Below are 25,815 nucleotides of genomic sequence, written 5' to 3'. Positions count from 1 at the left end.
CGGCAAACCAGCTCCCACCTCGACCGCACCAATTTCAAGCCTGGTGCAGTACCTGTGGGAGCTGGCTTCCCGGCGATGGGCTGCGAAGCAGCGCCTTAGGCCGGCACAGCCTCCGCAGCTGCCTCCCGCTCCCACACCCGATGCCCTTCTACCGCTTTGACGAAGGCATCTACGATCTTCTGCTCATCTCCCAGCAGCAACCCTTTGTCTTCTTTCAACCCCAAGCTGCCCAAAAGCTCTTTGGTCAACACCATCGCCTTCAGGTGCTTGTAGCCCTCCAACAAGAAGTGCTTGGCCAAGCCGCTGGCCGCCAGCGCATCGGTCGAAGCCTTGCCCCCAGGCACGACAATGCCATCGAACATGATCGATGGCATCCCTTCCATGGAAGCATCCACCGGCAGTTGCTTGCCGTCCGCAGCCTTCACCGGTGCCGAGGTCGGCCCAAGGAGCAATGGTCGGGCACTGTGCGCTTCCAGGGCCTTGACCAGCTTGTCTACACTGGCAGCGTCTACGCCGTCTGCCACCAGCACGGCAATCTTGCGCCCCTTGATGCCAACCGAACCCGGGTGGTTCATCTGGCTCAAGGCAGGAGACTGCGCAAGCTGGCTCCCCTTCACTGGCACCGTGCCCCCGCTCGGCGCAGGCAAGCCCAGGTTGGCGGCCACCGCAGCTGCCAGCTTCAGGTCGATATTGGCGAGAATTTCATTCACTTCCCGAGCGCGGATCGCCTCCCGTTCCACTTTGCCCAATTCAAAGCTGTAGGCCTTGATGATGTGCTGCTGCTCGGTCGGGCTCATGCTCTGGAAGAACAACCGCGCCTGCGAGAAGTGGTCGCCGAACGACTCGCTGCGCTGGCGGATCTTGTGCGCATCGATACGCTCCTGATAACTCTCGAAACCACCATCCTGCTCAGCAGGTGGCGTTTCCTTCGGCCAGCCACCATCGATGGAATTGGGCTCATACGATGCGCGGCCCTTGTGCACCACATGCTGATGCAGGGCATCGCGCTGGTTGTTGTGGTTGGGAGCGATGGGGCGGTTGACCGGGATCTGGTGGAAATTGGGCCCGCCCAGGCGGCTAAGTTGCGTGTCGGTGTAGGAGAACAGCCGCCCCTGCAGCAAGGGGTCGTTGGTAAAGTCGATACCAGGCACGATATGACCCGGGCAGAACGCCACCTGTTCCACTTCGGCAAAGAAGTTGTCCGGGTTGCGATTCAGGACCATCTTGCCCAACGGTGTAACCGGCACCAGTTCTTCCGGGATTATCTTGGTTGGGTCCAGCAGGTCGAAATCAAATTTGTGCTCATCGGCTTCCGGCACGATCTGTACGCCCAGTTCCCACTCCGGGTAATCGCCCGTCTCGATTGCTTCCCACAAGTCGCGACGCTGGAAGTCAGCGTCCTTGCCTGCCAATTTCTGCGCTTCGTCCCATAGCAAGGAGTGCACACCCTGGCGCGGCTTCCAGTGGAATTTGACGAAACTGGCTACGCCCTCAGCGTTGATCAGCCGGAAGGTATGCACCCCGAACCCTTCCATCATCCGCAAGCTGCGCGGGATAGCACGGTCCGACATAGCCCACATGACCATATGGGCCGACTCCGGTACAAGCGAGACGAAATCCCAAAAGGTGTCATGGGCCGAAGCGCCGGTCGGGATCTCGTTATGCGGCTCCGGCTTTACGGCGTGGACGAAATCCGGGAATTTGATCGCATCCTGGATGAAGAACACCGGCATGTTGTTGCCCACCAGGTCGAAGTTGCCCTCGTCGGTGTAGAACTTCACAGCAAAGCCCCTCACGTCACGCACGGTGTCGGCTGAGCCACGCGGGCCCTGTACCGTGGAAAATCGCACGAAGACAGGCGTAACTTTCTCCGGGTCCTGCAGGAAGCCGGCCTTGGTCAGCTCGGCGTGGTTGCCATAGCTCTGGAAATAGCCATGCGCCCCCGTCCCTCGCGCATGCACGATGCGTTCAGGGATGCGCTCGTGGTCAAAGTGCGTGATCTTCTCGCGCATGATGAAATCTTCGAGCAGTGAGGGGCCTCGATCACCGGCCTTCAGCGTGTTCTGGTTGTCGGCGATGCGCACCCCCTGGTTGGTGCGCAGCGCATGGCCTGTAGCATCGCTGCGGTCAGCCTCCAGGCTCTGTAACTTGGCGTTGGTATTGGCCCGGTCCGGGGTCTGGGTGCCAGCGGCTTCGCTGTGCTTGGGCGCGTCCGTGTTCTTTCTGGGCATGGTCGGCTCTCCTCATCAGTCTTCAGGCGTACCCGTTTCGGGCTGTGTGCAAGTAGTGACCGGGAGGCTTTGCCGAGCGTTCAATCAGGATTACCGGTTGTCGCGATATGCCCGAAGGATTGGTGCATTACGAAATAAATGCTAAGAACAGCTATGGGAAAAGGCTAAAATGCGCGACCCCAGCTAACCGCTGACCCAAATTCCATGCGCCCCACAAGGTTCGCTACGTGATCGAGTTCCAACAGGTACACAAGACCTACCGCGTCGCCGGTAGGGAAATCCCCGCACTGAATCCGACCAGCCTGACCATCGAAGATGGCCAGGTGTTCGGCCTGATCGGCCATTCCGGCGCCGGCAAGAGCACCATGCTGCGCCTGATCAACCGCCTGGAAGAGCCTTCTGGCGGCAAGATCATCGTCGACGGCGAAGACGTTACCGCGTTCAACGCCAGCCAGCTGCGCGGTTTCCGCCAGCAGGTCGGGATGATTTTCCAGCACTTCAACCTGCTGGCCTCCAAGACCGTCGCCGACAACGTCGCCCTGCCACTGACCCTGGCCGGCGAGCTGTCGCGCAGCGAGATCGACAAGCGCGTGACCGAACTGCTGGCCCGCGTCGGCCTTTCCGACCACGCCAGAAAGTACCCGGCGCAGCTGTCCGGTGGCCAGAAGCAGCGCGTCGGCATCGCCCGCGCCTTGTCCACCAACCCGAAGATCCTGCTGTGCGACGAGGCCACTAGCGCCCTCGACCCGCAAACCACCGCCTCGGTCCTGCAATTGCTGGCCGAAATCAACCGTGAGCTGAAGCTGACCATCGTACTGATCACTCACGAAATGGACGTTATCCGCCGGGTCTGCGACCGCGTGGCAGTGATGGACGCCGGCCAGATCGTCGAGCAGGGCTCGGTGGCCGAAGTGTTCCTGCACCCGCAGCACCCCACCACCAAGCGGTTCGTCCAGGAAGACGAGCAGGTCGACGAAGGCGAGCAGCGGGACGACTTCGCCCATGTGCCGGGCCGCATCGTGCGCCTGACATTCCAGGGCGACGCCACCTACGCGCCGCTGCTGGGCACCGTGGCCCGCGAAACCGGTGTGGACTACAGCATCCTCGCCGGGCGTATCGACCGTATCAAGGATGTCCCCTATGGCCAGCTCACCCTCGCCCTGATCGGCGGTGACATGGAAGCGGCGTTCGCCCGCTTCAAGGCAGCTGACGTACATATGGAGGTACTGCGTTGATGGACGCCCTGAATTTCTTTGCCAACGTCGACTGGGCCGAAATCTGGCTGGCCAGCGTCGACACCATGATCATGCTGTTCGGCTCGCTGTTCTTCACCGTGCTGCTCGGCCTGCCGCTGGGCGTGCTGCTGTTCCTGTGCGGGCCGAAACAGATGTTCGAGCAGAAGGGTGTGTATGCGCTACTGTCGCTGATCGTCAACATCCTGCGCTCGCTGCCGTTCATCATCCTGCTGATCGTGATGATCCCGATCACCGTGCTGATCACCGGCACTTCGCTGGGTGTCGCCGGTGCCATTCCGCCGCTGGTGGTGGGTGCCACGCCATTCTTCGCACGCCTGGTGGAAACCGCCCTGCGTGAAGTGGACCGCGGCATCATCGAAGCCACCCAGTCGATGGGTGCCACTACCCGCCAGATCATCACCAGCGCACTGCTGCCGGAGGCCCGCCCAGGCATCTTCGCCGCCATAACCGTGACCGCCATCACCCTGGTGTCGTACACCGCCATGGCAGGTGTAGTCGGTGCCGGCGGCCTGGGCGACCTGGCCATCCGCTTCGGCTACCAGCGTTTCCAGACCGACGTGATGGTCGTCACCGTGGTGCTGTTGCTGGTACTGGTACAAGTCCTGCAGAGCGTGGGCGACAAACTGGTCGTGCATTTTTCCCGTAAGTAACCCCAATGGGGTCGGCCCGGCCGACCCGTTCGGGGGCCGTCGCGGCCCTCACAAGGAGTGATCAATGAAGAAGCTGCTTGCTGTTGTCGCCGCTGTCGCGGCCTTCTCGGCCCACGCCGAGTCCCTGACCGTTGCCGCTACCCCGGTGCCGCACGCCGAGATCCTCAACTTCGTCAAACCTGCACTGGCGAAAGAGGGCGTGGAGCTGAAGGTCAAGGAGTTCACCGACTACATCCAGCCGAACGTGCAGGTTGCCGAAAAGCGCCTTGACGCCAACTTCTTCCAGCACCAGCCGTACCTGGATGAGTTCAACAAGGCCAAGGGCACCAACCTGGTTAGCGTTGCCGGCGTGCACATCGAGCCACTGGGCGTGTACTCGACCAAGGTCAAGAAGCTCGACGAGCTGTCCTCCGGCGCCACCGTGGTAATCCCCAACGACGCCACCAACGGCGGCCGCGCGCTGCTGCTGCTGGACAAGGCCGGTGTGATCAAGCTGAAGGACAACAAGAACATCCTGTCCACCGTGAAGGATGTTGCCGAGAACCCGAAAAGCCTGAAGTTCCGTGAGCTGGAAGCAGCCACCATCCCGCGCGTGCTGACCCAGGTCGATGCTGCCCTGATCAACACCAACTACGCGCTGGAAGCCAAGCTGAACCCGGAGAAAGACGCCCTGGTCATCGAAGGCAGCGACTCGCCTTACGTGAACATCCTGGTTGCCCGCCCGGACAACAAGGACTCGGACGCGATGAAGAAGCTGGCCGCTGCACTGCACTCGCCTGAGGTGAAGCAGTTCATCAACGAGAAGTACAAAGGCGCTGTGGTGCCGGCGTTCTAAGCCGTCATATCGCGCAGGACTCTTCGCGGGTAAACCCGCTCCCACAGGGATAGCGCAAGGCTCACGGCCTACGCTGTACCTGTGGGAGCGGGTTTACCCGCGAAGCTTTTGGGGGTTAACTCAATCCCGCTTCACAAGCCCAGGCAATTGCGCCACCAGCTTCTGGTTGTTGAACGGAGCCCGAATGAACCCGCGCTGACGCCCATCCGGCCCCACAACCGCCAGATTGCCGCTGTGATCCACGGTATACCCCGGCTTGCTGGTATCGGCCGGAATGAAAGGTATGCTCAAGGCATTGGCCAGCTTCTGGGTATCCTCGATCGACCCCGCCACCCCGACGAAATCCTTGTCGAAATAACCCAGGTACTGCTTCAGCTGGTTCGGCGTGTCGCGGTTCGGGTCAACGCTCACCAGCACCACCTGCAGCCGGTCGACGGCCTCCTTGGGCAACTCGCTCTTCACCTGGCGCAACTGGGCCAAGGTCGTCGGGCAGATGTCGGGGCAGTAGGTGTAACCGAAGAAAAGCAGCGACCATTTGCCCTTCAGGTCATCCAGTTGCACCGGCTGGCCGTCCTGGTTGGTCATGGTCACATCGGCCACGGTACGGCTCTGCGGCAGCAGGATGATGCCGGCATCGATCAGCTCGGTGGGGTTGGGCTGGTCGCGGCCATTGAGCACCTTGTTGACGGTCAGGCCCAGGATCAACGCGACCAGGGCAACGAGGATGAAGACGGTTTTCTGGGTTCGGGTCATAGGTTCAGCAACAGGTAGTGGTCGAGGAGCAACGCGATGAACAGCGCGAACAGGTAGCCGATAGAGTACTTGAAGGTGCCGATCGCCGCGTGCGGCCGGCTGCCACGGTACAACACCCAGGCCCATTGCAGGAAGCGCAGGCCGAGCACCAGGGCACAGGCCAGGTAAAGCGGGCCACTCATGTGGATGACGTAGGGCAGCAGGCTTACCGACAGCAGTACCAGGGTGTACAGCAGGATATGCAGCTTGGTGTAGCGCTCGCCGTGGGTCACCGGCAGCATCGGGATATCGGCCTTGGCGTATTCCTCCTTGCGGTGGATGGCCAAGGCCCAGAAGTGGGGTGGGGTCCAGGCGAAGATGATCAGCACCAGCAACAGGGGCTCGGCGCTGACATGGCCGCTGACCGCCACCCAGCCCAGCAACGGCGGGGCGGCGCCAGCCAAGCCGCCGATGACGATGTTCTGCGGCGTGGCGCGCTTGAGAAAACCGGTGTAGAGCACCGCATAGCCGAGCAGGGAAGCCAGTGTCAGCCAGGCAGTGAGGGCATTGGTGAACACCATCAGCAGGGCCATGCCAAGTAGCGCCAGCGCCAGGGCGAACAGCAGCGCCGGCAGCGGCTCGACCCGGCCCTGGGCCAGCGGCCGCTTGTGGGTACGCGCCATCAGCGCGTCGATGCGTCGGTCCACCACATGGTTGACCACCGCCGCGCCGCCTGCACACAAACCGATGCCCAGGTTGCCGAACAGCAGCACGCTCCAGCTGACACCCGCACGGGTGGCAAGGAACATGCCCGCCAGCGAGGTGATCAGCATCAGCACCACCACCTTGGGCTTGGTCAGTTCCAGGTAATCACGCCAACTGGCCCTCTGTGCGCTCAGAAGCGTCGCCATGAATCATTCCTCATGTGGTGGGTGATGCCAACGCCAGCCACAGGCCGCAGGCGCCAGCCATGGCCGACACCCACGCGAACCTTGTCGACCACGCGGATGCGGTAGTTCACCAGCACCATGCTCAGCAGCAACAGCGCCCCACCAGCGTTGTGCGCCACGGCCACGGCCAGCGGCAGGTGCAGCAGCACATTGCTGATGCCCAGACCGACTTGCACCACCAGCGCCAGCAGCACCAGCCGTGCCAGGCCAGGGAGGCCGCAGCGGTGCAGCTTCCAGCTGAGCATCAGCAGCACACAGGTCACCAGCAATGCGCCCAGGCGGTGGCTGATGTGGATGGCCGTGCGCGCATCACTGTCCAGTTGCCCGCCCAGATAGTTGGGCCCAACGTGCTGGGTCAGGTGGAAACCGTTGCTGAAGTCCGCCGTCGGCCACCATTGACCGTGGCAGGTGGGCAGGTCGATGCAGGCGACGGCCGCGTAGTTGGCACTGACCCAGCCGCCCAGGGCGATCTGGCCGATCACCACCAGCAAGGCCAGCGCAGCGATCCGGCGCAGGCTCAATGGCAGCTTTGGCAAAGGCGCAAAGGCCCGGGACAGACGCAGGGACAACAGGAACAGCAAACTCAGGGTAGTGAAGCCGCCGAGTAGATGCGCGGTGACCACCTGCGGCCACAGCTTGAGGGTGACCGTCCACATGCCGAAGGCTGCCTGCGCCAGCACCACGCCCAGCAGCAGCAAGGGCAGACGGTAAGGCTGGCCATCGCGGGTATGCCGGCGCAGCGCCTGCAAGGCGAGCAGGGCGATCACCATCGCCAGGGTGCCGGCGAAGTAGCGGTGGACCATCTCGGCCCAGCCCTTGGCGGCTTCCACCGGGTGTTCGGGGAAATGCAGCTCGGCATGGGCCAGCTGCGCTTCGCTCTTGGGCACGCTGATGAAGCCGTAGCAACCCGGCCAGTCCGGGCAGCCGAGGCCGGCGTGGGTCAGGCGGGTATAGGCACCAAGCAGGACGACCAGCAGTGCCAGCAGGGTGGCGAACACAGCAAGGCGGAATCCGGGTCTGGCCATGGCAGGCTCCTAGCCGATGTTGGACAGCTTGAGCAGGTGGCGCAGGTCGTCCAGCACATGCTTGCCGTTGACCTTGGCGTCGTAGCGCAGCACCAGGTTGCCGTGTGGGTCGACGATCCACAGCTGCGGGCCGGCCTCGCCGACCTTTTGCAGGTAGCGTTGCGCATCCAGCGGGTAACGCTGCAACTGTGGGTATTCGCGGCCTAGCAACGCCTGGTACTCGGCACTTGCCAGCTGGGCGGCCGCCAGGGCATGGCTGGCACGGCTGGCATCACGACCCAGGCCGACCTGGATCTGCCGAGCCAGGTACACCAGCCGCTGGCAATCCTCGGCACAGGCTGTGGGTGTGCTCACCAGCAGCTGCCAGCGCTCGCCCTGGCCCGCCACGCCGAGATCGGCAAGGGTCTCCCCGTTGCCGATCATCACGCCGTGGTAGCTGCGGCCGTCCGGCACCCAGAACTTGAGCTTGTACATGCTGGTGGCCAGAACCATCGGCCCGAGCACCACCAGCAGAATCAGCAGCAGCTGCAAACGCCCGCGGGCTCTGGGTTTGCTGCGTTCAGGCACTTCCAGTGGAGTGGCGGTGGCCATGGCGTTTCTCCTTGTTGTGGTGCCAGCCGAAGTAGAGGTAGAGCAGTACCAAAGTGGTTGCCAGGGCAAACCACTGCACGGCGTAACCCAGGTGTTTTTCCGGGCCCATGGCAACGACCGGCCAGTCCAGGCGATAGGTCGCCGGGCCGGGTTCCAGGCGCAGCTCATGGGCGAAGCCTTCGCGATCGAGCTGTTGCCATAGCTGCGCGGCATCCACGGCAGTCAGCAGGTGCGGCCACTGGCCGCCTGCAGGGTCGGGGTGCAGCTGGAACGTGCTGCCAGGCGCGACATACACCGAAGCGTCCAGCGCCAACGCCTGGGCAGGGGTATCGAAATGCACCGGCACACGGCGATCGGGCCAGGGCAACCAACCGCGGTTTACCAGCAGCCACGCGCCGCTGGCCTGATCATGGAAGGGTTGCAGCAGCTCGACACCGGCCTGGCCATCGCGCATGCGGTTGTCCAGCAGCAGGCTGTGTTCGGAGTCGAAGCGGCCATAGAGATGCACGCGGCGGAAGGCATTGTCCTGGTTCGCTGTCAGCTGGGCCGTAGCCACTGGCGCTTCTACCCGCCGCTCGGCATAGGCGGCCAGCAGCATGCGTTTTTCCTCGGCACGGCCGAGTTGCCAGCAGCCAAGCGCGATCAGCCCCGGCAGCAGCGCAAGCACCACCAGGGTTGGTACCCAGCCCGGACGAAACGGCCTCATCGGAGCCTCGTCGGGCCGATCGCTATACTTATCCACATCACCGCATCCCCCCGGAGTATCGCCATGCTCAAGGCCGCGATTGTCCTGATGCTGTTGGCCACGATTGCCAGCCTGTTCAGCGGCCTGGTGTTTCTGGTAAAGGACGATGAAAACTCGACCCGTTTACTGAAAGCGCTGACCGTGCGGGTGACCCTGGCGGCGCTGACCATCGGCCTTGTCGCCTGGGGCTTCATCAGTGGTCAGCTCGTATCTCACGCCCCTTTCTGAAGTTTCCACCTGACCCTGTGGGAGCGGGCATGCCCGCGAATGCGATGTTGAATGTACCGACGCATTCGCGGGCGCGCCCGCTCCCACAGGGTTCTTTATTCACAACACATAGACAAAGATGAACAACCCCACCCACACCACATCGACGAAGTGCCAGTACCAACTGGCGGCCTCGAAACCGAAGTGTTTCTCCGGGTTGAAATGCCCGCGCAAGATGCGCACGAACATCACGATCAGGATGATCGTGCCCAGGGTCACGTGGGCGCCGTGGAAGCCGGTGAGCATGAAGAACGTCGCGCCGTAGATACCCGACCCCAGCGTCAGCCCCAGCTTGGTATAGGCCTCGTGGTACTCGTAGGCCTGCAACGCGATGAAGCTGGCGCCCAGGACGATGGTCAGCGCCATCCAGAATTTCAGCGGGCCACGGTGGCCGCGACGCAGGGCATGGTGGGCGATGGTGATGGTCACGCTGGAGCTGACCAGCAAGATGGTGTTGATAAGCGGCAGGTGCCACGGATCGATCACTTCCTTGGGCGGCGGGAACAGTTTCGGGTCGGGCGTGTGCAGCAGCGGCCAGGTGAATTCGAAGGTCGGCCACAACATGTGCGCAACACCCTTGGCCCCTTCACCGCCCAGCCACGGCCCGGCCAGCACCCGCACGTAGAACAGCGCACCGAAGAAGGCCAGGAAGAACATCACCTCGGAGAAGATGAACCAGCTCATGCCCCAGCGGAACGAGCGGTCCAGCTGCGGGCTGTACAGCCCCGCGCGGCTTTCCCGCACCACCGAACCGAACCAGCCGAACAGCATGTAGGCCAGGAACAACGCACCGATGAAGAAGATCAGCGGCCCGTGCGACTCGGGGTGGCCGGCCTTCATGTCATTGAACCAGGTGCCCAGGCCGAACACCGTGATGAACATGCCGATGGTGGCGATGATCGGCCACTTGCTCTGCGCCGGAACGTAGTAGTGCTCATGACTTGCCATTGCTGTTCTCCTTCCCTTAACGGGCGCCCTGGACGTCCTGGGCCGCGACATGCGCGACCGGCGGGTGGCGAGCGGTGATGTCGAACAAGGTGTAGGCCAGTGTCAGGTGCTTCACGCTGGCCGGCAGGTCGCGGTCGACGATGAAGCGCACCGGCATCTCGATGCGTTCGCCGGGCTGCAGCACCTGCTGGGTAAAGCAGAAGCACTCGGTCTTGTGGAAGTACGCCGCAGCCTCGGCTGGGGTGATGCTGGGGATGGCTTGCGCACTCATCGGCCGGTCGGTCGGGTTGTGGGCAATGAAGATCATCTGGTTCACCGCACCCGGGTTGACCTCCAGCTGGTCCGCGGTGGAGTAGAAGTCCCAGACCATGTCGCTGGCATTGGTCGACATGAACTGCACCCGCACCGAACGCGTCGGGTCGCTGACCTGGCTGCCTTCGTACTGCCCTCCGGTCTTGCCGTTGATACCGAAGGCCTTGCACATCACGTCATAGATAGGCACCAGGGCGAAGCCGAAGGCGAACATCACCACCGTCAGCATCAGCAGGCGCAATACCAGGCGTTTCAGCGAAAGGCCGTTCATGGCACGGTTCCTATTTCACTTCCGGTGGCGTCTGGAAGGTGTGATAGGGCGCAGGCGACGGGATCGACCACTCCAGGCCCTCGGCGCCATCCCATGGTTTGGCCGGTGCCGGCGCGCCGCCACGGATGCATTTGATGACGATGAACAGGAAGAAGATCTGCGTGGCACCGAACATGAACGCGCCGATCGACGACACCATGTTGAAGTCGGCGAACTGCAAGTTGTAGTCGGGGATCCGCCGTGGCATGCCGGCAAGCCCCACGAAGTGCATGGGGAAGAAGGCCATGTTCATGCCAATGAACGATAGCCAGAAATGCAGCTTGCCAAGGGTTTCGTCATACATGTGGCCGGTCCATTTCGGCAGCCAGTAGTAGGCCGAGGCGAAGATGCCGAAGATCGCCCCAGGCACGAGCACATAGTGGAAGTGCGCCACCACGAAGTAGGTGTCGTGGTACTGGAAGTCAGCCGGGGCGATGGCAAGCATCAGCCCGCTGAAACCGCCGATGGTGAACAGGATGACAAAGGCGATGGCGAACAGCATCGGCGTTTCGAAGGTCAGTGACCCTTCCCACATGGTGCTGACCCAGTTGAACACCTTAACCCCGGTAGGCACGGCGATCAGCATGGTGGCGTACATGAAGAACAGCTCGCCGACCACCGGGATGCCGACCACGAACATGTGGTGGGCCCAGACGATGAACGACAGGAATGCGATGGCGCCGGTGGCGTACACCATGGAGGTGTAGCCGAACAGCGGCTTGCGCGAGAACGCCGGGATGATCGAACTGACCGCGCCGAAGGCCGGCAGGATCATGATGTACACCTCGGGGTGGCCGAAGAACCAGAACACGTGCTGGAACAGCACCGGGTCACCACCGCCGGCGGCACTGAAGAAGCTGGTGCCGAAGTGGATGTCCATCAGCATCATGGTCACGACGCCGGCCAGCACCGGCATCACCGCAATCAGCAGGAACGCGGTAATCAGCCAGGTCCAGACGAACAGTGGCATCTTCATCAAGGTCATGCCCGGGGCGCGCAGGTTGAGGATGGTGGCGATCACGTTGATCGCGCCCATGATCGAGCTGATGCCCATCAGGTGGATGGCAAAGATGAAGAAGGTGACGCTGGCCGGCGCGTAGGTGGTGGACAGCGGGGCGTAGAAGGTCCAGCCGAAGTTGGGCCCCCCGCCCGGGCTGAACAGGGTCGAGACCAGCAACAGGAAAGCCGCCGGCAGCAGCCAGAAGCTGAAGTTGTTCATCCGCGGCAGGGCCATGTCGGGCGCGCCGATCATCAGCGGGATCATCCAGTTGGCCAGGCCGACGAAGGCCGGCATCACCGCACCGAACACCATGATCAGGCCGTGCATGGTGGTCATCTGGTTGAAGAACTCCGGCTGGACGATCTGCAGGCCGGGCTGGAACAGCTCGGCACGGATCACCATGGCGAAAGAGCCGCCGAGCAGGAACATGATGAAGCTGAACCACAGGTACATCGTGCCGATGTCCTTGTGGTTGGTGGTCAGCACCCAGCGCATCAAGCCCTTGGCCGGGCCGTGCGCATGGTCATGGCCGTGGGCGTGGTCGTCGATCACTGCACTCATGTCCTGTCTCCTGCAATCCATTGATTGCCGCGAGTAACCCGGTTCATTGCGCTTCTGCCTGCTTCAGTGCCAGCACGTCCTTCGGCGTGACCATGTCACCCTTGTTGTTGCCCCAGGCGTTGCGCTCGTAGGTGACCACGGCGGCGATGTCGACTTCCGAGAGCTGCTTGCCGAAAGCCGCCATGGCGGTGCCGGGCTTGCCGTGGAAGACGATACCCAGGTGGGCTTCCTTCGGCCCGGTGGCGATCTTCGAGCCCTTGAGCGCCGGGAACATCGGCGGCAGGCCCTGGCCTTCGGCCTGGTGACAGGCCACGCAGGTGGTGTGGTAGACCTTGTCACCACGTTCCACCAGCTCCTGCAGGGTCCATTCCTTGCTGGTCAGCTCCTTGAGCTTGGCAGCTTCGGCCTTGCGCTCGCCCAGCCAGGTGTCGTAGTCAGCCTTGGACTTGACCTCGACCACCACCGGCATGAAGCCGTGGTCCTTGCCGCACAGCTCGGTGCACTGGCCGCGGTAGATGCCGGGCTTGTCGATACGGGTCCAGGCTTCGTTGACGAAGCCGGGGATAGCATCACGTTTGACCGCGAACGCCGGCACCCACCAGGAGTGGATGACATCGGCAGCGGTCACCAGGAAGCGCACCTTGGCGCCCACTGGCAGCACCAGCGGCTGGTCGACTTCGAGCAGGTAGTGCTCGTCCTTGGGTGCCTTGTTGTGGATCTGCTCGGTGGGGGTGGCCAGGTTGCTGAAGAACTCCACGTCCTGGCCCAGGTATTTGTAGTGCCACTTCCACTGGTACCCGGTAACCTGGATATCGATATCCGACTCGCTGGCATCGTAGATGTCGATCAGGGTCTTGGTGGCCGGGATGGCCATGGCCACCAGGATCAGGAAGGGGACCACCGTCCAGAGAATTTCCACCCAGGTGTGCTCGTGGAAATGCGCAGCCTGCTGACCGGTGGAACGGCGGTGGATGACCATCGACCAGAACATCGCGCCAAAGACAACGATGCCGATGATCACGCAGATCCAGAAGATGGTCATGTGCAGGTCGAAGACGGCGTTGGAGACTTCCGTCGCCCCTGGGTGCATGTTCACGGTCCAGGCGGCATTTGCCTGACCAAAAACCGTCCACAACAGGAGGCCCATCCAGACATGTGGATGTCGCATCATTGCGGGTTCCCCTTCTCGTTCTTGTAGTCCCGGAGGCGTGGCCTGCGGCAAGAGGGAACGGCGGTCAAGACTGCCTGGCTTCGACGACCGAGCCCCTGCTAAAAGCAGTCGGGCCTCATCAACGAATCACGTTCACCGGGAGTATAGACAGCGACCAACGGCACGCAACGAAGGCCGTGAAATGAACTTCATGAAATGGCTGAGTGGCCTGAAAACCGCGCGCTTGATAGGTCATGGCGCAATAATGGCATTTCGATATGCCTGAGCATGCACACGTTTGCGTGATTTATAACAAATACGTCTTAGGTATTCTGTATACCGAGCTAATTTAGTGTCTTCCGTTTGAAACGTAATGTCCCTGGAGTTGTCATGAACATCGCTGCTGTACGCGAGCAGGTAAGCCAAGCCCATCAACACGAAGGCCAGACCGGCCAACTGAAAAAGCGTCTCGAGCTGCAACTGCCCCACCTGCACCCCTCGATCCAACTGCCTGAGCAGGACGCCCAGGGTACTTTGGCGCGCTTCGTCAGCGCCTACATCGACCAGGTTCCGGAACTGCTGGAGGCCGCCCATGAGGTCGCCCGCGAGGCCGGGATCGAATCGCAGATCAAACCTGTACTGAAAATCGCCGAAGCCTACTTTCTGCAGCCGCCCAGCGTGATGCAAGGGCATGTGGGCCTGGACTGCCTGCTGGATGAGGCCTACCTGGCGCACCGCCTGGTGGAAGAGGTGAACGACCTGTACATCCGTCACTTCCAGCAACCGTTGATCCCGGTCGACACCACCGTCGCCAACCTGATTGCCCACCAGTTGATTGGCGAGACGTTTGCCAACCAGCTGGATGAAGTGGTGCACCACTCGGTGGATGAAATGTTGAATGACGAAAGCTTCGCGGTGGAATCGGTGGAGGCCTACCGCGAGAAATTGAGCAGCCCGAAAACAGGCGCGGCGTGGAAGCGCTGGCCTTGCCTGTCGCGGCAGCTGGGTGTGGAGCTGGGCCAGCCGGCCTGAAGTTCCTGTCCCAGCCTCTTCGCGGGCACGCCCGCTCCCACAGGAAAAGCACATGCCTTGATGGCTGTGGATTACCTGTGGGAGCGGGCGTGCCCGCGAAAGGGCCGGCTCATGCAGCAAATATTCCGGCTCTAGGCCCCAACCCCGGCCGTAGTCCGCATCCGCCCCTCGATCCGCCGCTTCAAGCGCCGCTGCTCGATCAGCAACCGCGACCCATTTGCCAAATTACTGCGGCCCCAATCTTCAAGCAGCTCAAGGCACGAGTGGTCGATATAGCTGAGGTTACCCAGCGGCACATGCAGCGTGGTCCCCGCCGGCACGCTATCCAGCACCTGGGTCAGCGCCGGCACCTTGAGGAAGGTGGCCGCGCCACTCAAGCGCAGCTCCATGTGCCCAGCCTTCTCCAGGCTGACCAGGTTGATCTTCAACCGCGCCGCCTTCAGTGCCAGCTTCAGCAAGGTCAGGGCAAAGCCCAGCAATACGCCGGTCAGCAGGTCGGTAAAGATGATCGCCAGTGCCGTCGCCGCGTAGGTGACCATCGGCATGCGGCCATAGCGGCCCAACCCACGAAACGCCTTGAAATCCACCAGTTTGACCCCGGTGAACACCAGCACACCCGCCAGGCTCGCCACCGGGATCTGCTGCAGCACGCTGCTCAGCGCCACCACGAATGCCAGCAGCCACAAGCCATGGAAGATCGCTGAAGCCCGAGTCTGCGCACCAGCCTGCACGTTCGCCGAGCTACGCACGATCACCCCGGTCATCGGTAACGCGCCGAGCACCCCACACAGCATGTTGCCGATGCCCTGGGCAGACAGCTCACGGTCGAAGTCCGAACGTTGGCCGCTGTGCATGCGGTCAACCGCTGCAGCCGACAACAAGGTTTCGGCGCTGGCGATGAAGGCCAGAGCGAAAGCGGCGACCAGCAGGGTAGGGTCGGCCAGTTGCATCAGGTCACCAGGGCGGATCCAGTCGATGGCCTCGGACAGGTCGGCCGGCACCTGTACGCGATTCACCGGCAAGGCCAGCCACATGCTGATGGCCGTCATGGCCGACACGCCCAGCAGGGCACCTGGGACAAAGCGCAGCCGCTGCGGCCGCAGGCGCTCCCAGCCCCACATGATGGCGATGGTGCCCAGACCCAGCGCACCGGCCATCCAGCCGGAGCCGGCGCTTTCCTGTGGCAGGGCCGCAGCCACGGTCGCCGGGAACTCCAGCAGGTTCTGCATGCCGGATGGCTGCGGCGCGGTGTCGAACATCACATGCACCTGCGACAGCACGATCAGCACGCCAATCCCCGCCAGCATGCCGTACACCACCGCCGGCGCGGTAACCCGGAACCAGCAGCCCAGGCGCAGACGCCCGGCCAGCAACTGCAGCAAGCCGGCCAGCAGCAGGATCGGCCCGAGCATGGCCATGCCATGCTGGCGTACCAGTTCGAATACCAATACCGCCAGGCCAGCGGCCGGTCCACTGACCTGCAGCGGGGAACCGGCGAGAAAACCCACGACAACACCGCCGATAATGCCGGTAATCAGGCCTTTGGCGGGCGGCATGCCCGAAGCGATCGCAATGCCCATGCACAACGGCAGGGCCACCAGGAAGACCACCACCGACGCCAGCAACTCACGCGGCAGGGCCGCTTTCAACTGTGTAATGTTCACCGTGTTTCTCCTTTCTCTGTCGCACAGCCATTCCCCTGGCCGTGGGCACGTTTGCCCCTGACGAGCGCGCAGGCGCGGGCCGCCAGCGGGCGTGCCGGCAGGCAGTCAGGGAATTCAAGGCAGCCGAAAGCCATGCCACACCCCTGCAGGGTGCAGCCGGCTATCAAGGTTCCAGCGGGTGGATGGGTCGCTTAGTAGCGGCCTCTCGGAGTAGCGCAGGGGACCGGCTCGCCAGCAGCCAGGGGCAGGAAGGTATCGCTGGCGGCGTCGTAGGCTTCGATCTTGCTGGTCTCGATGTCGTAGACCCAGCCATGGATGTACAGCTCACCGGCTGCCAGGCGCGAAGCCACCGAAGGGTGAGTACGCAGGTGATGCAGCTGGGCGATGACGTTTTCCTTGGTCAGCACTTGCATGGTTTCGTGTTCGCTGCCGCACGAGCAGTTGTTCTCGACCACGGTGCGGGCCACTTCGGCGTGGCGCAACCAGGCGGACACTGTCGGCATCTTGGTCAGCGATTGCGGGTTGAGCACGGCACGCATGGCGCCGCAGTCGGAGTGGCCGCAGACGATGATGTGATGCACTTTCAACGCCAGCACGGCGTACTCGATAGCGCTGGAAACGCCGCCGTTCATCTGGCCATAAGGCGGTACCACGTTACCGACGTTACGGGTCACGAACAGGTCGCCAGGCGAACTCTGGGTGATCAGCTCGGGAACGATGCGCGAGTCGGCGCAGGTAATGAACATGGCTCGCGGGGTTTGCGCGGTGGCGAGCTTCTTGAACAGCTCTTGCTGCTCGGGGAAAACGTCATGGTGAAAACGCAGGAAGCCGTCGACGATGTGCTTCAGGGCGGCATCGGCGCTCTCCGCGGGGACCTGCGGTACGACCTTGGATGGGTCCTTGACGGGCATGATTCATCCTCTTGACGGTGTGTAGGTAAATCCATTTTACCGGTGAAAGATTCTGGCTATGCAGGGATTTAGATGACACGCACAGGCCATAGATCACAGTCGGTGAAGACTGATTTCCTACGCTAGCGGGGAAAACTTAACTGAAACTTAATTCGAAGGCTCTAGAACGGGTGTTCCAGATAGGAAGGGCGGGCACTGGATAATAGCAAAAAAACATCAACTGCCAAGAGCCATTAGTCCAATTATCTACTTGGATTAGTTGTATTGACGGATGGCAATGCGCCCCATGCGGGAACCCGGAACCTGCACAGAACCTGTGGGAGCGGGCGTGCCCGCGAAAGAGGCAGCTTGGTACAAGGCACCGGCTGCGCCGGTGTTCGCGGGCGCGCCCGCTCCCACAAAGGCCGTGCTCTGCTCAAGCATCAGAACAGCGCCATCTGCCCACCCGGTGGGCAAAACGCCGAACAATCCAGCGCCTGCGCTTCTCGCCCTTCGAACTCCAGCCGCTTCATGGCCTTGGCAAAGCGCTGCGCCAGCAACTCGGCAAACACGCCTTCACCGCGCATGCGCGCACCAAACCGGCTGTCGTACAGTTCACCGCCGCGGCTCTGGCGGATCAGGCTCAATACATGCGCCGCCCGCTGCGGGTAATGGTCCTGCAGCCATTGCTCGAACAACGGTGCCACCTCCAGCGGCAAGCGCAACATCATGTAGGCTGCGCTCTGTGCACCGGCCTCCCTCGCCGCATCCAGCAGCCGTTCCAGTTCACTGTCGTTGATCATCGGGATCATCGGCGAACACAACACGCCCACCGGCACTCCCGCCTCACGCAACACACGGATAGCCCGCAAACGCGCCTTGGGTGATGCCGCGCGCGGTTCCAGCACCCGTTTCAGGTCATCGTCCAGCGTGGTCAGGCTGATCATCACCCGTACCAGACGCTGGCGGGCCATCTCGGCCAGCAGGTCGAGGTCGCGCAGCACCAGTGAACCCTTCGTGACGATGGTCACCGGGTGGCGAAAACGCAGCAGCACTTCGAGCAGGCGACGGGTCAGCAGTTGTTCCCGCTCGATCGGCTGGTACGGGTCGGTATTGGAACCCAGGTTGATCGGCGCGCAAATGTAACCCGGTTTGCTCAATTGTTGCTCAAGCACCTCGGCGGCGTTGGTCTTGGCAATCAGCTTGGTCTCGAAATCCAGGCCGGGGGAAAGGTCCCAGTAGGCGTGGGAAGGGCGGGCATAACAGTAGATGCAACCGTGCTCGCAACCACGGTATGGGTTGATGGAGCGGTCGAAGGGCAGGTCGGGAGACGTATTGCGGCTGATCACCGACCTGGCCGTCTCTACCCGCACCTCGGTGCCCTGGGTTTGCGGCACCTCCTGACACCAGCCGTCATCCTCCGCCACCGAATGGCTGGGGGCAAAGCGGTTGTGCGGATTGTGCGCCGTGCCACGGCCCTTTTGCGGTGCTGGAGGAATCATGGCCTACCCCTGATACTGTATTCATATACAGTATATTGCCTGCCTGATTCTTTCCAGCACCTCCGGTCAGCGCGCGTTCACTTCAGGCCATGCCAACGTAGAAAGGGCAGCTGGCTCGACTGCCGGCCGAGGAACATCTCGATACCTTCACGCAACGGTCGCGATGCCCCTGGGGCAAGCAATGTCTCCTGCAAGGCCTGCCCTGTGGCCCGGTCCAGCAGGCCTTGGGCCTCGAAGCGGGTGAACAGGTCGAAGGCGTGCACGTCCGACCACAGATAGGCGTAATAACCGGCATCGTAGCCGTTTACCAAATGGTCGAAGGCATGCGCCGGGTGCTCGAAATCGGCCAGGGGCCAGTAACCACAATACTCACGGGCATCGCCCAGGCGCTGCTCGAGGGACCGGCCATCGTTCGGCATGCCATGCAGGTCCAGGTCGAACAGCGCCATGCTCAGGTCGCGCGCGGTTTCTTCCACACCTTGTTGCCGCAAGCGGCGCAGGCACTCATCGACCCGCGTCCGGGAAAGCTGGCTACCATCGTGCTGGTGCGAAGAGATCGCCACCAGGTAATCCGCGTCCCAGACCCAGCGCTCGAACAGCTTGCCGAACAACTCCACGCCATCGGTACCGAGTTCGGTGACGTTGGACATCACGTGGTTGGTCGTGCGCACCAGCAAATGGTGCAAGGCATGGCCAAACTCATGGAACAGCTTGCGCAGTGACAGATGGTCCAGCAACGGCTGGCTACCCGGCAGCGCTGCCGGCACGTCGCTATAGACCACCACCGAGGCCGTCTGGAAGATTCCCTCGGCATCGACCCGACGGTTGCGAATGTAGGTGGTGAATACCGAGTCAGGTTGTTTGCCGGCATGCTGTACGGCATCCAGGTACAGGAAACCGATCAAGGCGTTGTCCTGCCACACCTCGAACGGTTGCACGCTGTCATCCCAGGTTGCCAGCGGCCTGGCCAGCAGCGTTACGCCAAACAGTTTTTCCGCCAACTGCTGCAATGCGCTGACCACGACATTCAGCGGGAAGTATTCGCGCAAGGCTTCGGTGGAAAGTACCGTGCGCGACGAGGCCTGCAGGTACGCAATGTCCCAGGGTTGGACATTCCCCAGCCCTTTGGCTGAGGCCTGGCGCTGCATATCTGCACGCCAATTCAGTACGGCCGGCCGCACATGGTCGGCCAGGTCATGAAGGAAGCTGCGCACCTGGGCAACCGAACCCGCGCTCTTCATCTGCAGGCTCTGCTCCAGATGGCTGGCAAAGCCGAGCAGGTGGGCCTTTTCTTCCAGCAGCCTCGCAAGTTGCTCCAGGTGCAAGCGATTATCCTGCTGTTGGCCAAGGCCGACGCCTCGGGTGTTGTAAGCCCGGTATACGCGCTCACGCAGTTGCCGGTTGTCAGCATGTTTGAGCACGGCCTCGGTGGTCGCGCTTTCGCATGCAATCAACCAACCCGGCTCACCCGCCTCCTGTGCCCTTGTAGCCAGCTCGTCACGGATACGTTGAGGTACACCGCTCAGTTCGGATTCATCCGTGATGCTCAGCCCTGGTCGGTTGATGTTGCTGCGAAACGCCTCCCGCGCAGCGCCAATCTGTTTCAGCAGGTCGGCCAGGCGCAGCTTGCCTGCTGGGTCGAGCGATGCACCACTGGAGGCGAACTTGTGCAGATGCCAGCGCAATGTGGCGCGTTTCTGGGCATCCAGCTGCTTGCCAATGTCGCTGCTGGCCAAGCGCTCATACAGGGCCTGCAGTGCGGAATTGGTGAACTTCTGTTCGAACCGCTCCGTGGCCTTGGCGAAGAAGTCGAAAATGGCACCGGCCCAGGCTTCATCCCGGCCCACCAACGGCGAGGCAGCATACAACACCGTCAGAAGCTGACTATCCAGCCCATCCACCGCCAGCACCATGTCATCCCAGGTTGGCAATGCCTGCTGGTCGCGGATGATGCGTTCGATGCCTTGCTCGTGCGCCAGCAGCACATGGTCGAAGGCAACTTGCATGTTTTGCAGCGTGATCGACGGGTAATCGACGGGGATACGGCTATTTTGCAGAAGAGGGTTGTCCATGGTGCAACACCTTGCTCGTAGAGAAGAGCAGGCGAGCTTGCATGGCCGGCGTGCAGCAGGTGGCCTGACTATCTACCACCCGCTACCACCCGGGCACGGCGCCCGGGCGGCACGACGGCTTTATTCAGCCGGTTTCTTCAGCTTCGGGTTTGGGAAGAACTGCACCGTCTGTACCTTGGCCGGCGCGGCTTTCGGTTCCAGATGGTTGACCCGGGTACCGAGCTCCTTCGGCACCGACAAGCCCTGCTCGTTGAGGGTGTCGGTAAAGCCGCAGGCCACGCATTCGCGATGCGGCACGCCGTCTTCGTTCCACATCATCAGCTTGTCGGTCTCACTGCACGCCGGGCATACCGCCCCGGCAATGAAGCGTTTCTTGGTCTTGTTCACGGCTACCTCGCTCATGCTGCAGCGTCCTCGCTCAGGCCACTATGGCGCAGCAAGGCATCGATGGAAGGCTCACGGCCACGGAAGTCGACGAACAACTCCATAGGCTCGCGCGAACCGCCGCGTGCCAGGATTGCCTCGCGGAAGGCACGGCCGGTTTCGGCGTTCAGCACGCCTTCTTCCTCGAAGCGCGAGAAGGCGTCAGCCGACAGCACTTCGGCCCACTTGTAGCTGTAATAGCCTGCCGCATAACCGCCAGCGAAGATGTGCGCAAAACTGTTGGGGAAGCGGTTGTACGCCGGTGGTCGCATGACCGATACCTCGTCGCGCACGCCTTCGAGCACCTGCAGCACACTGCGGCCGTCGCCATGGGTGGCATGCAGCTCGAAGTCGAACAGCGAGAACTCCAGCTGGCGCACCATCATCATGCCCGACTGGAAGTTCTTCGCCGCCAGCATCTTGTCCAACAGGTCCTGGGGCAAGGGAGCGCCGGTTTCGTAGTGGGCGGAAATCAGTGCCAGGCCTTCCGGCTCCCAGCACCAGTTTTCCATGAACTGGCTCGGCAGTTCCACCGCGTCCCAGGCCACGCCGTTAATGCCGGATACACCGGCATGCTCGATGCGGGTCAGCATGTGGTGCAGGCCGTGGCCGAACTCGTGGAACAAGGTGGTGACTTCATCGTGAGTCAACAGCGCCGGCTTGCCGGGTGCGGCCGGGGTGAAGTTGCACACCAGGTTGGCCACCGGGCTCTGCAACTGGCCGGCAGCTGTGCGGCGGCGGTCACGCGCGCCGTCCATCCAGGCGCCGCCACGCTTGTTGGCGCGGGCGTAGAGGTCGAAGAAGAAGCGGCCGACATGCTGGCCGTTTTCCTTGATCTCGAACAGGCGCACATCCGGGTGCCAGCTGTCGAAGCCCTTGAGTTCGGCGATCTCGATGCCATACAGGCGCTGCACGATGCTGAACAGGCCGCTCAGTACCTTATCGATCGGGAAGTAGGCGCGCAGGGCTTCCTGAGAAACGCTGTAACGCTGCTCACGCAGCTTCTCGCCGAAGTAGCCGGCGTCCCAGCTGGCCAGTTCAGGGCAGCCCTGCTCGGCGGCATAGGCCTTGAGCTGCTCCAGATCCTGGGCAGCGAACGGCTTGGAACGCTTGGCCAGGTCACGCAGGAAGCTCAGCACCTGGTCGCTGGACTCGGCCATCTTGGTGGCCAGGCTCAGCTCGGCGTAGTTCTTGTAGCCCAGCAGTTCGGCCAGTTCCTGGCGCAGACCGAGGATTTCCTGCATCACCGGGCCGTTGTCGAACTGGCCTGCATTCGGGCCCTGGTCCGAGGCACGGGTGCAGTATGCGGCGTAAAGCTCTTCGCGCAGAGCGCGGTCGCTGGCGTAGGTCATCACCGCGTAGTAGCTGGGGAATTCCAGGGTGATCAGCCAGCCGTCGAGGCCCTTGGCCTGGGCGGCGGCGGCCATCTGCGCCTTGGCCGAATCGGTCAGGCCGGCCAGCGCTGCTTCGTCGGTAACGTGCTTGGTCCAGGCCTGGGTGGCATCGAGCAGCTGGTTGGAGAAACGGCTGCCCAGCTCGCTGAGCTTGCTCTGCACTTCGGCGTAGCGCTGCTGTTTATCTGCCGGCAGGTCGATACCCGACAGGCGGAAGTCTCGCAGGGCGTGCTCGAGGATAGTCTTTTGCGCCACGTCGAAACCGGCGGCCTCGGGGCTGTCGATCAGCGCCTGGTAGGCTTCGAACAGCGCGCGGTTCTGGCCCAGTTCGGTAGAGTAGGCGCTCAGCGCCGGCAGGCACGACTCATAGGCTTCGCGCAGCTGCGCGCTGTTGCACACCGCATTGAGGTGGCTGACCGGGCTCCAGGCGGCGCCCAGGCGGTCGTTCAGTTCGTCCATGGCCAGCACCAGGCCAGCCCAGGTAGGGTTCTTGCCTTGCTTTTCGAGGATCTCGGCAATGGCTTTACGGTTGTCGGCCAGGATCGCTTCGATCGCCGGCAACACGTGTTCGGCACGGATTTGCGAGAAGGGCGGCAGATCGTAGGACTGCAGAAGCGGGTTGTTCGCACTCACGGTTTGGATACCTTGGCAGAAGAAACACTGCCCCATCTTAATTACAATCGACGCCGACCGCAGCAGGCAGCCTGCCTATCGGCACAGATGAGAGACGCTATCATGGCCATCCGAAGCTTCCAGCAACACACTCCGAAAGTTGGGCCCAGGGCCTTCGTCGACCGATCGGCGGTAGTGCTGGGCGACGTGGAAATCGGTGAAGACAGCTCCGTCTGGCCGTTGACCGTTATACGCGGCGACATGCACCGCATCCGCATCGGCGCGCGTACCAGCGTGCAGGACGGCAGCGTGCTGCACATCACCCATGCCGGCCCGTTCAACCCGGACGGCTTCCCGCTGATCATCGGTGACGAAGTGACCATCGGCCACAAGGTCATGCTGCATGGCTGCACCTTGGGCAACCGCATACTGGTCGGCATGGGCAGCACCATCATGGACGGCGCCATCGTCGAGGACGAAGTGATCATCGGCGCCGGTAGCCTGGTGCCGCCGGGCAAGCGCCTGGTCAGTGGCTACCTGTACATGGGCAGCCCGGTGAAGCAGGCCCGGCTGCTGAACGACCAGGAACACGCATTTTTCGCCTACAGCGCCAGTAACTACGTGAAGCTCAAGGACCAGCACCTGGCCGAAGGCTACGACCAACCGGAATGACCGCATTCGCGGGTAAACCCGCTCCCACAGGTATGGTGTCGGCCTGAGAGGCTCCGCTACCTGTGGGAGCGGGTTTACCCGCGAAGAAGGCCACGCAGCACTCAAGTGGAACTCAGTAAATGCACCAGCAAAACATCCTGTTCGACCTCGACGGCACCCTGACCGACCCACGCCAGGGCATCACCCGCTCGATCCAGTACGCCCTGGCCAAACTGGGCATCGACGAGCCGGACCTGACCCGCCTCGAGCACTTCATCGGCCCGCCTCTGCTGCAGGCCTTCATGCAGTTCTACAGCTTCGACGAAGCCAAGGCATGGGATGCAGTGAACTTCTATCGGGAACGCTTCAGCGTCACCGGCCTCTACGAAAACCTGGTGTTCGAAGGTGTGCCGGAGCTGCTCGAGGCCCTGAACGGCCAGGGCCGCACCCTCTACATCGCCACCTCCAAGCCGTGGAAGTTCGCCCGTGAAATCGCCCGGCACTTCGCCTTCGACCACCACTTCAAGGTGATCTACGGCAGTGAACTGGATGGCACACGCACCAACAAGGTCGAGCTGATTCGCCACCTGCTTGATGAAGAAGGGCTGGACCCGGCGCATACACTGATGATCGGCGACCGCAAGCATGACCTGATCGGTGCGCGCAGCAATGGCTTGCAGGCGGTGGCGGTGGGGTACGGGTTTGGTAGCCAGGAAGAGTTGATGGCCGAAGCGCCGGCCTACCATTTTGCTACCTTGGCCGAGATGCATCAGGCGTTCCTCAAGGCTTGATGGCCCTGGGGGCTGCTTTGCAGCCCATCGCAACACAAGGCCGCTCCTACAGGCGATCGCGTATCTTCTGTAGGAGCGGCCTTGTGTCGCGATGGGCCGCAAAGCGGCCCCAAATTCTCACCGGCTAACCATCAACCGCCGCAACGCCGCCTTCCGCTCTTCAATCGGCAACTGCCCCAACTGCTCGACCCGCTTATAAAACCGCGCCCAGTCCCCATCCACCTCACGGAACACCGCCGCAAACGCCGGTACCCACTGGTCATACAGCCCGAACGGCAGCAACTTGGCATTGCTCATCGGCCCATACATCCAGGCGTCATAGCGCTTGTCACCACCCCACTGGGCATCACGCACCTGCCGGTATTCCCGCCTTAGCCGCTCGAACTCCGCCTGCTTGGCCGTCCGCTTCTGCGCGTCATCCAGAGGCCCGGCATAAATCGCCTGCAACCGCTCGCGGCTGGCCAGCACCAACCGGATGAACTGCTCACGCTGCTGCCCCTGCTCCCCACCAGAGGCAGCCAGGCCCCGCGCCACGCGCCATTGCCGGGTGCCTTCCTGCTCGACGAAGGAGGCAAACGACTCGTTGAACTCGGTGTCGTCCTGCACATAGAAGCGCTGGTGGGCCAGCTCATGGAAGATCAACGTGGCCAGGCGCTCGTCGCTCCAGCCCACCATCGACGACAGGATCGGGTCGTCGAACCAGCCCAGGGTCGAATAGGCCTCCACGCCTCCCACATACACATCCATGCCGTCCTGTCGCATCAACGCCGCCGCCCCACGCGCCGCGCCTTGCTGGTAATAGCCGCGATAGGCCACACATCCCGCGATCGGGAAGCAGTGCGTCACTGGCTGCAAAGACAGCTCGGGGGTGGCGAACACATTCCATACCACGTAGGGCCTGCCAAGGTCGGCATACACCCGATAGCTGCGGTTATCCGGCAGCTTCAGTTGCTGGCTGGCAAATGCTCGCGCCTGCTTGGCATGCTCCAGGCGCGCGCGCAATTGCGGTGAAGTGGCCGGGTTGGCCACTACCTGCTCCAGCGGCTGACGTGCGCGTAGCAGCTGCCACTGGCCCTCGGCCAACTGCCCATAGTAGGCCGCGCTGCTGCAACCGTTCAGCAGGAGCACCGCTAGCAGGGGAACCAAACGGGTGAAAACAAGGTCGAGTGGCCCAGGGCCTGAGCGCTGCATAAGAATAAGTCGAAGCATCCAGGACTGTCT

General features: G+C 62.4%; 24 protein-coding genes. 7 read left to right on the top strand and 17 right to left on the bottom strand.

What is annotated here, in order from left to right; translation table 11 throughout:
• Positions 1–95 precede the first annotated feature (95 nt).
• Entirely contained in the window at positions 96–2,231 is a 2,136-nt protein-coding gene (gene katE / locus CAF92_RS22645) for a catalase HPII (RefSeq protein WP_085601995.1), read from the bottom strand.
• 227 nt (positions 2,232–2,458) lie between these two features.
• On the opposite strand from katE, the gene CAF92_RS22640 reads away from it, so the two are divergent.
• From CAF92_RS22640 to CAF92_RS22630, 3 genes are all read left to right on the top strand, one after another.
• Complete coding sequence (locus tag CAF92_RS22640) at positions 2,459–3,466, top strand: methionine ABC transporter ATP-binding protein (RefSeq protein ID WP_003256960.1); 1,008 nt, start codon at positions 2,459–2,461, stop codon at positions 3,464–3,466.
• Positions 3,466–4,137, top strand: coding sequence for a methionine ABC transporter permease (locus CAF92_RS22635; RefSeq protein WP_013970307.1), 672 nt, complete (start codon positions 3,466–3,468; stop codon positions 4,135–4,137). Before CAF92_RS22640 ends, CAF92_RS22635 begins: the two co-directional genes overlap by 1 nt.
• Positions 4,138–4,201: 64 nt before the next feature.
• Positions 4,202–4,972 (top strand): MetQ/NlpA family ABC transporter substrate-binding protein, encoded by a 771-nt coding sequence (locus tag CAF92_RS22630; RefSeq protein WP_085601994.1) that lies wholly within the window; start codon positions 4,202–4,204, stop codon positions 4,970–4,972.
• A 120-nt stretch (positions 4,973–5,092) separates the two neighbouring features.
• Here CAF92_RS22630 and CAF92_RS22625 read toward each other — a convergent pair whose 3' ends face one another.
• From CAF92_RS22625 to CAF92_RS22605, 5 genes are read right to left on the bottom strand one after another with little or no spacing between them, the layout of a single operon-like run.
• Positions 5,093–5,725 (bottom strand): SCO family protein, encoded by a 633-nt coding sequence (locus CAF92_RS22625; RefSeq protein ID WP_013970305.1) that lies wholly within the window; start codon positions 5,723–5,725, stop codon positions 5,093–5,095.
• On the bottom strand, positions 5,722–6,615 hold the full coding sequence (cyoE, locus tag CAF92_RS22620; RefSeq protein ID WP_085601993.1) for a heme o synthase: 894 nt from the start codon (positions 6,613–6,615) through the stop codon (positions 5,722–5,724). The genes CAF92_RS22625 and cyoE overlap by 4 nt, the downstream gene beginning before the upstream one ends.
• Complete coding sequence (locus tag CAF92_RS22615; protein ID WP_046615278.1) at positions 6,600–7,679, bottom strand: heme A synthase; 1,080 nt, start codon at positions 7,677–7,679, stop codon at positions 6,600–6,602. Before CAF92_RS22615 ends, cyoE begins: the two co-directional genes overlap by 16 nt.
• Positions 7,680–7,688: 9 nt before the next feature.
• Positions 7,689–8,270 (bottom strand): hypothetical protein, encoded by a 582-nt coding sequence (locus CAF92_RS22610; RefSeq protein ID WP_085601992.1) that lies wholly within the window; start codon positions 8,268–8,270, stop codon positions 7,689–7,691.
• Positions 8,239–8,976, bottom strand: coding sequence for an SURF1 family protein (locus CAF92_RS22605; RefSeq protein WP_085601991.1), 738 nt, complete (start codon positions 8,974–8,976; stop codon positions 8,239–8,241). The genes CAF92_RS22610 and CAF92_RS22605 overlap by 32 nt, the downstream gene beginning before the upstream one ends.
• 63 nt (positions 8,977–9,039) lie before the next feature.
• Between CAF92_RS22605 and CAF92_RS22600 the strand changes: the two genes are divergently transcribed.
• On the top strand, positions 9,040–9,243 hold the full coding sequence (locus CAF92_RS22600) for a twin transmembrane helix small protein (protein ID WP_003258925.1): 204 nt from the start codon (positions 9,040–9,042) through the stop codon (positions 9,241–9,243).
• A 99-nt stretch (positions 9,244–9,342) separates the two neighbouring features.
• Here CAF92_RS22600 and CAF92_RS22595 read toward each other — a convergent pair whose 3' ends face one another.
• Genes CAF92_RS22595 through coxB form a run of 4 tightly spaced genes read right to left on the bottom strand, consistent with a single transcriptional unit; the run spans position 9,343 to position 13,584 of the window.
• A complete protein-coding gene (locus tag CAF92_RS22595; RefSeq protein WP_003258926.1) occupies positions 9,343–10,230 on the bottom strand; it encodes a cytochrome c oxidase subunit 3 in 888 nt (295 codons plus the stop codon).
• Positions 10,231–10,246: 16 nt separating this feature from the next.
• A complete protein-coding gene (locus tag CAF92_RS22590) occupies positions 10,247–10,813 on the bottom strand; it encodes a cytochrome c oxidase assembly protein (RefSeq protein ID WP_015268464.1) in 567 nt (188 codons plus the stop codon).
• A 10-nt stretch (positions 10,814–10,823) separates the two neighbouring features.
• Positions 10,824–12,413, bottom strand: coding sequence for a cytochrome c oxidase subunit I (ctaD, locus tag CAF92_RS22585; protein ID WP_013970300.1), 1,590 nt, complete (start codon positions 12,411–12,413; stop codon positions 10,824–10,826).
• A 43-nt stretch (positions 12,414–12,456) separates the two neighbouring features.
• Positions 12,457–13,584: a cytochrome c oxidase subunit II gene (coxB, locus tag CAF92_RS22580; protein WP_085601990.1), complete on the bottom strand. Its 1,128-nt coding sequence runs from the start codon at positions 13,582–13,584 to the stop codon at positions 12,457–12,459.
• A gap of 369 nt (positions 13,585–13,953) precedes the next feature.
• Between coxB and CAF92_RS22575 the strand changes: the two genes are divergently transcribed.
• A complete protein-coding gene (locus tag CAF92_RS22575) occupies positions 13,954–14,595 on the top strand; it encodes a hypothetical protein (protein ID WP_085601989.1) in 642 nt (213 codons plus the stop codon).
• 131 nt (positions 14,596–14,726) lie between these two features.
• On the opposite strand, the gene CAF92_RS22570 is transcribed toward CAF92_RS22575, so the two are convergent.
• The 6 genes from CAF92_RS22570 to prlC all read right to left on the bottom strand — a co-directional run bounded on the left by CAF92_RS22570 (position 14,727) and on the right by prlC (position 23,209).
• Entirely contained in the window at positions 14,727–16,259 is a 1,533-nt protein-coding gene (locus tag CAF92_RS22570; RefSeq protein WP_085601988.1) for a SulP family inorganic anion transporter, read from the bottom strand.
• Positions 16,260–16,450: 191 nt separating this feature from the next.
• On the bottom strand, positions 16,451–17,170 hold the full coding sequence (locus tag CAF92_RS22565) for a carbonic anhydrase (protein WP_013970295.1): 720 nt from the start codon (positions 17,168–17,170) through the stop codon (positions 16,451–16,453).
• A gap of 422 nt (positions 17,171–17,592) precedes the next feature.
• Positions 17,593–18,651, bottom strand: coding sequence for a PA0069 family radical SAM protein (locus CAF92_RS22560; protein ID WP_085601987.1), 1,059 nt, complete (start codon positions 18,649–18,651; stop codon positions 17,593–17,595).
• Between the two features lie 77 nt (positions 18,652–18,728).
• Positions 18,729–20,723, bottom strand: a complete 1,995-nt coding sequence (locus CAF92_RS22555) for a M3 family metallopeptidase (RefSeq protein ID WP_085601986.1) — start codon at positions 20,721–20,723, stop codon at positions 18,729–18,731.
• Positions 20,724–20,843: 120 nt separating this feature from the next.
• A complete protein-coding gene (locus CAF92_RS22550) occupies positions 20,844–21,125 on the bottom strand; it encodes a YheV family putative zinc ribbon protein (RefSeq protein ID WP_013970292.1) in 282 nt (93 codons plus the stop codon).
• A complete protein-coding gene (gene prlC, locus CAF92_RS22545; protein WP_085601985.1) occupies positions 21,122–23,209 on the bottom strand; it encodes an oligopeptidase A in 2,088 nt (695 codons plus the stop codon). Before prlC ends, CAF92_RS22550 begins: the two co-directional genes overlap by 4 nt.
• A gap of 66 nt (positions 23,210–23,275) precedes the next feature.
• Between prlC and CAF92_RS22540 the strand changes: the two genes are divergently transcribed.
• Together CAF92_RS22540 and CAF92_RS22535 are read left to right on the top strand one after the other, a co-directional pair.
• Positions 23,276–23,824 carry a gamma carbonic anhydrase family protein gene (locus tag CAF92_RS22540; protein WP_003261048.1) on the top strand — a complete coding sequence of 183 codons (549 nt, stop codon included), beginning with the start codon at positions 23,276–23,278 and terminating at the stop codon, positions 23,822–23,824.
• A 119-nt stretch (positions 23,825–23,943) separates the two neighbouring features.
• On the top strand, positions 23,944–24,594 hold the full coding sequence (locus CAF92_RS22535) for an HAD family hydrolase (protein WP_085601984.1): 651 nt from the start codon (positions 23,944–23,946) through the stop codon (positions 24,592–24,594).
• Positions 24,595–24,711: 117 nt separating this feature from the next.
• Here the strand turns inward: CAF92_RS22535 and CAF92_RS22530 are convergent, their stop codons facing one another.
• The gene (locus tag CAF92_RS22530) at positions 24,712–25,785 is read right to left on the bottom strand and encodes an aminopeptidase (RefSeq protein WP_085601983.1); all 1,074 of its coding nucleotides are present in this window, start codon (positions 25,783–25,785) and stop codon (positions 24,712–24,714) included.
• Between the last annotated feature and the right edge of the window lie 30 nt (positions 25,786–25,815).

Source organism: Pseudomonas sp. B10(2017) (assembly GCF_002113295.1).
In the GTDB taxonomy this organism is placed as follows: domain Bacteria; phylum Pseudomonadota; class Gammaproteobacteria; order Pseudomonadales; family Pseudomonadaceae; genus Aquipseudomonas; species Aquipseudomonas pudica.
Note: the sequence above shows the minus strand (reverse complement) of the source record. Positions and strands in the feature narration are given on the sequence as shown.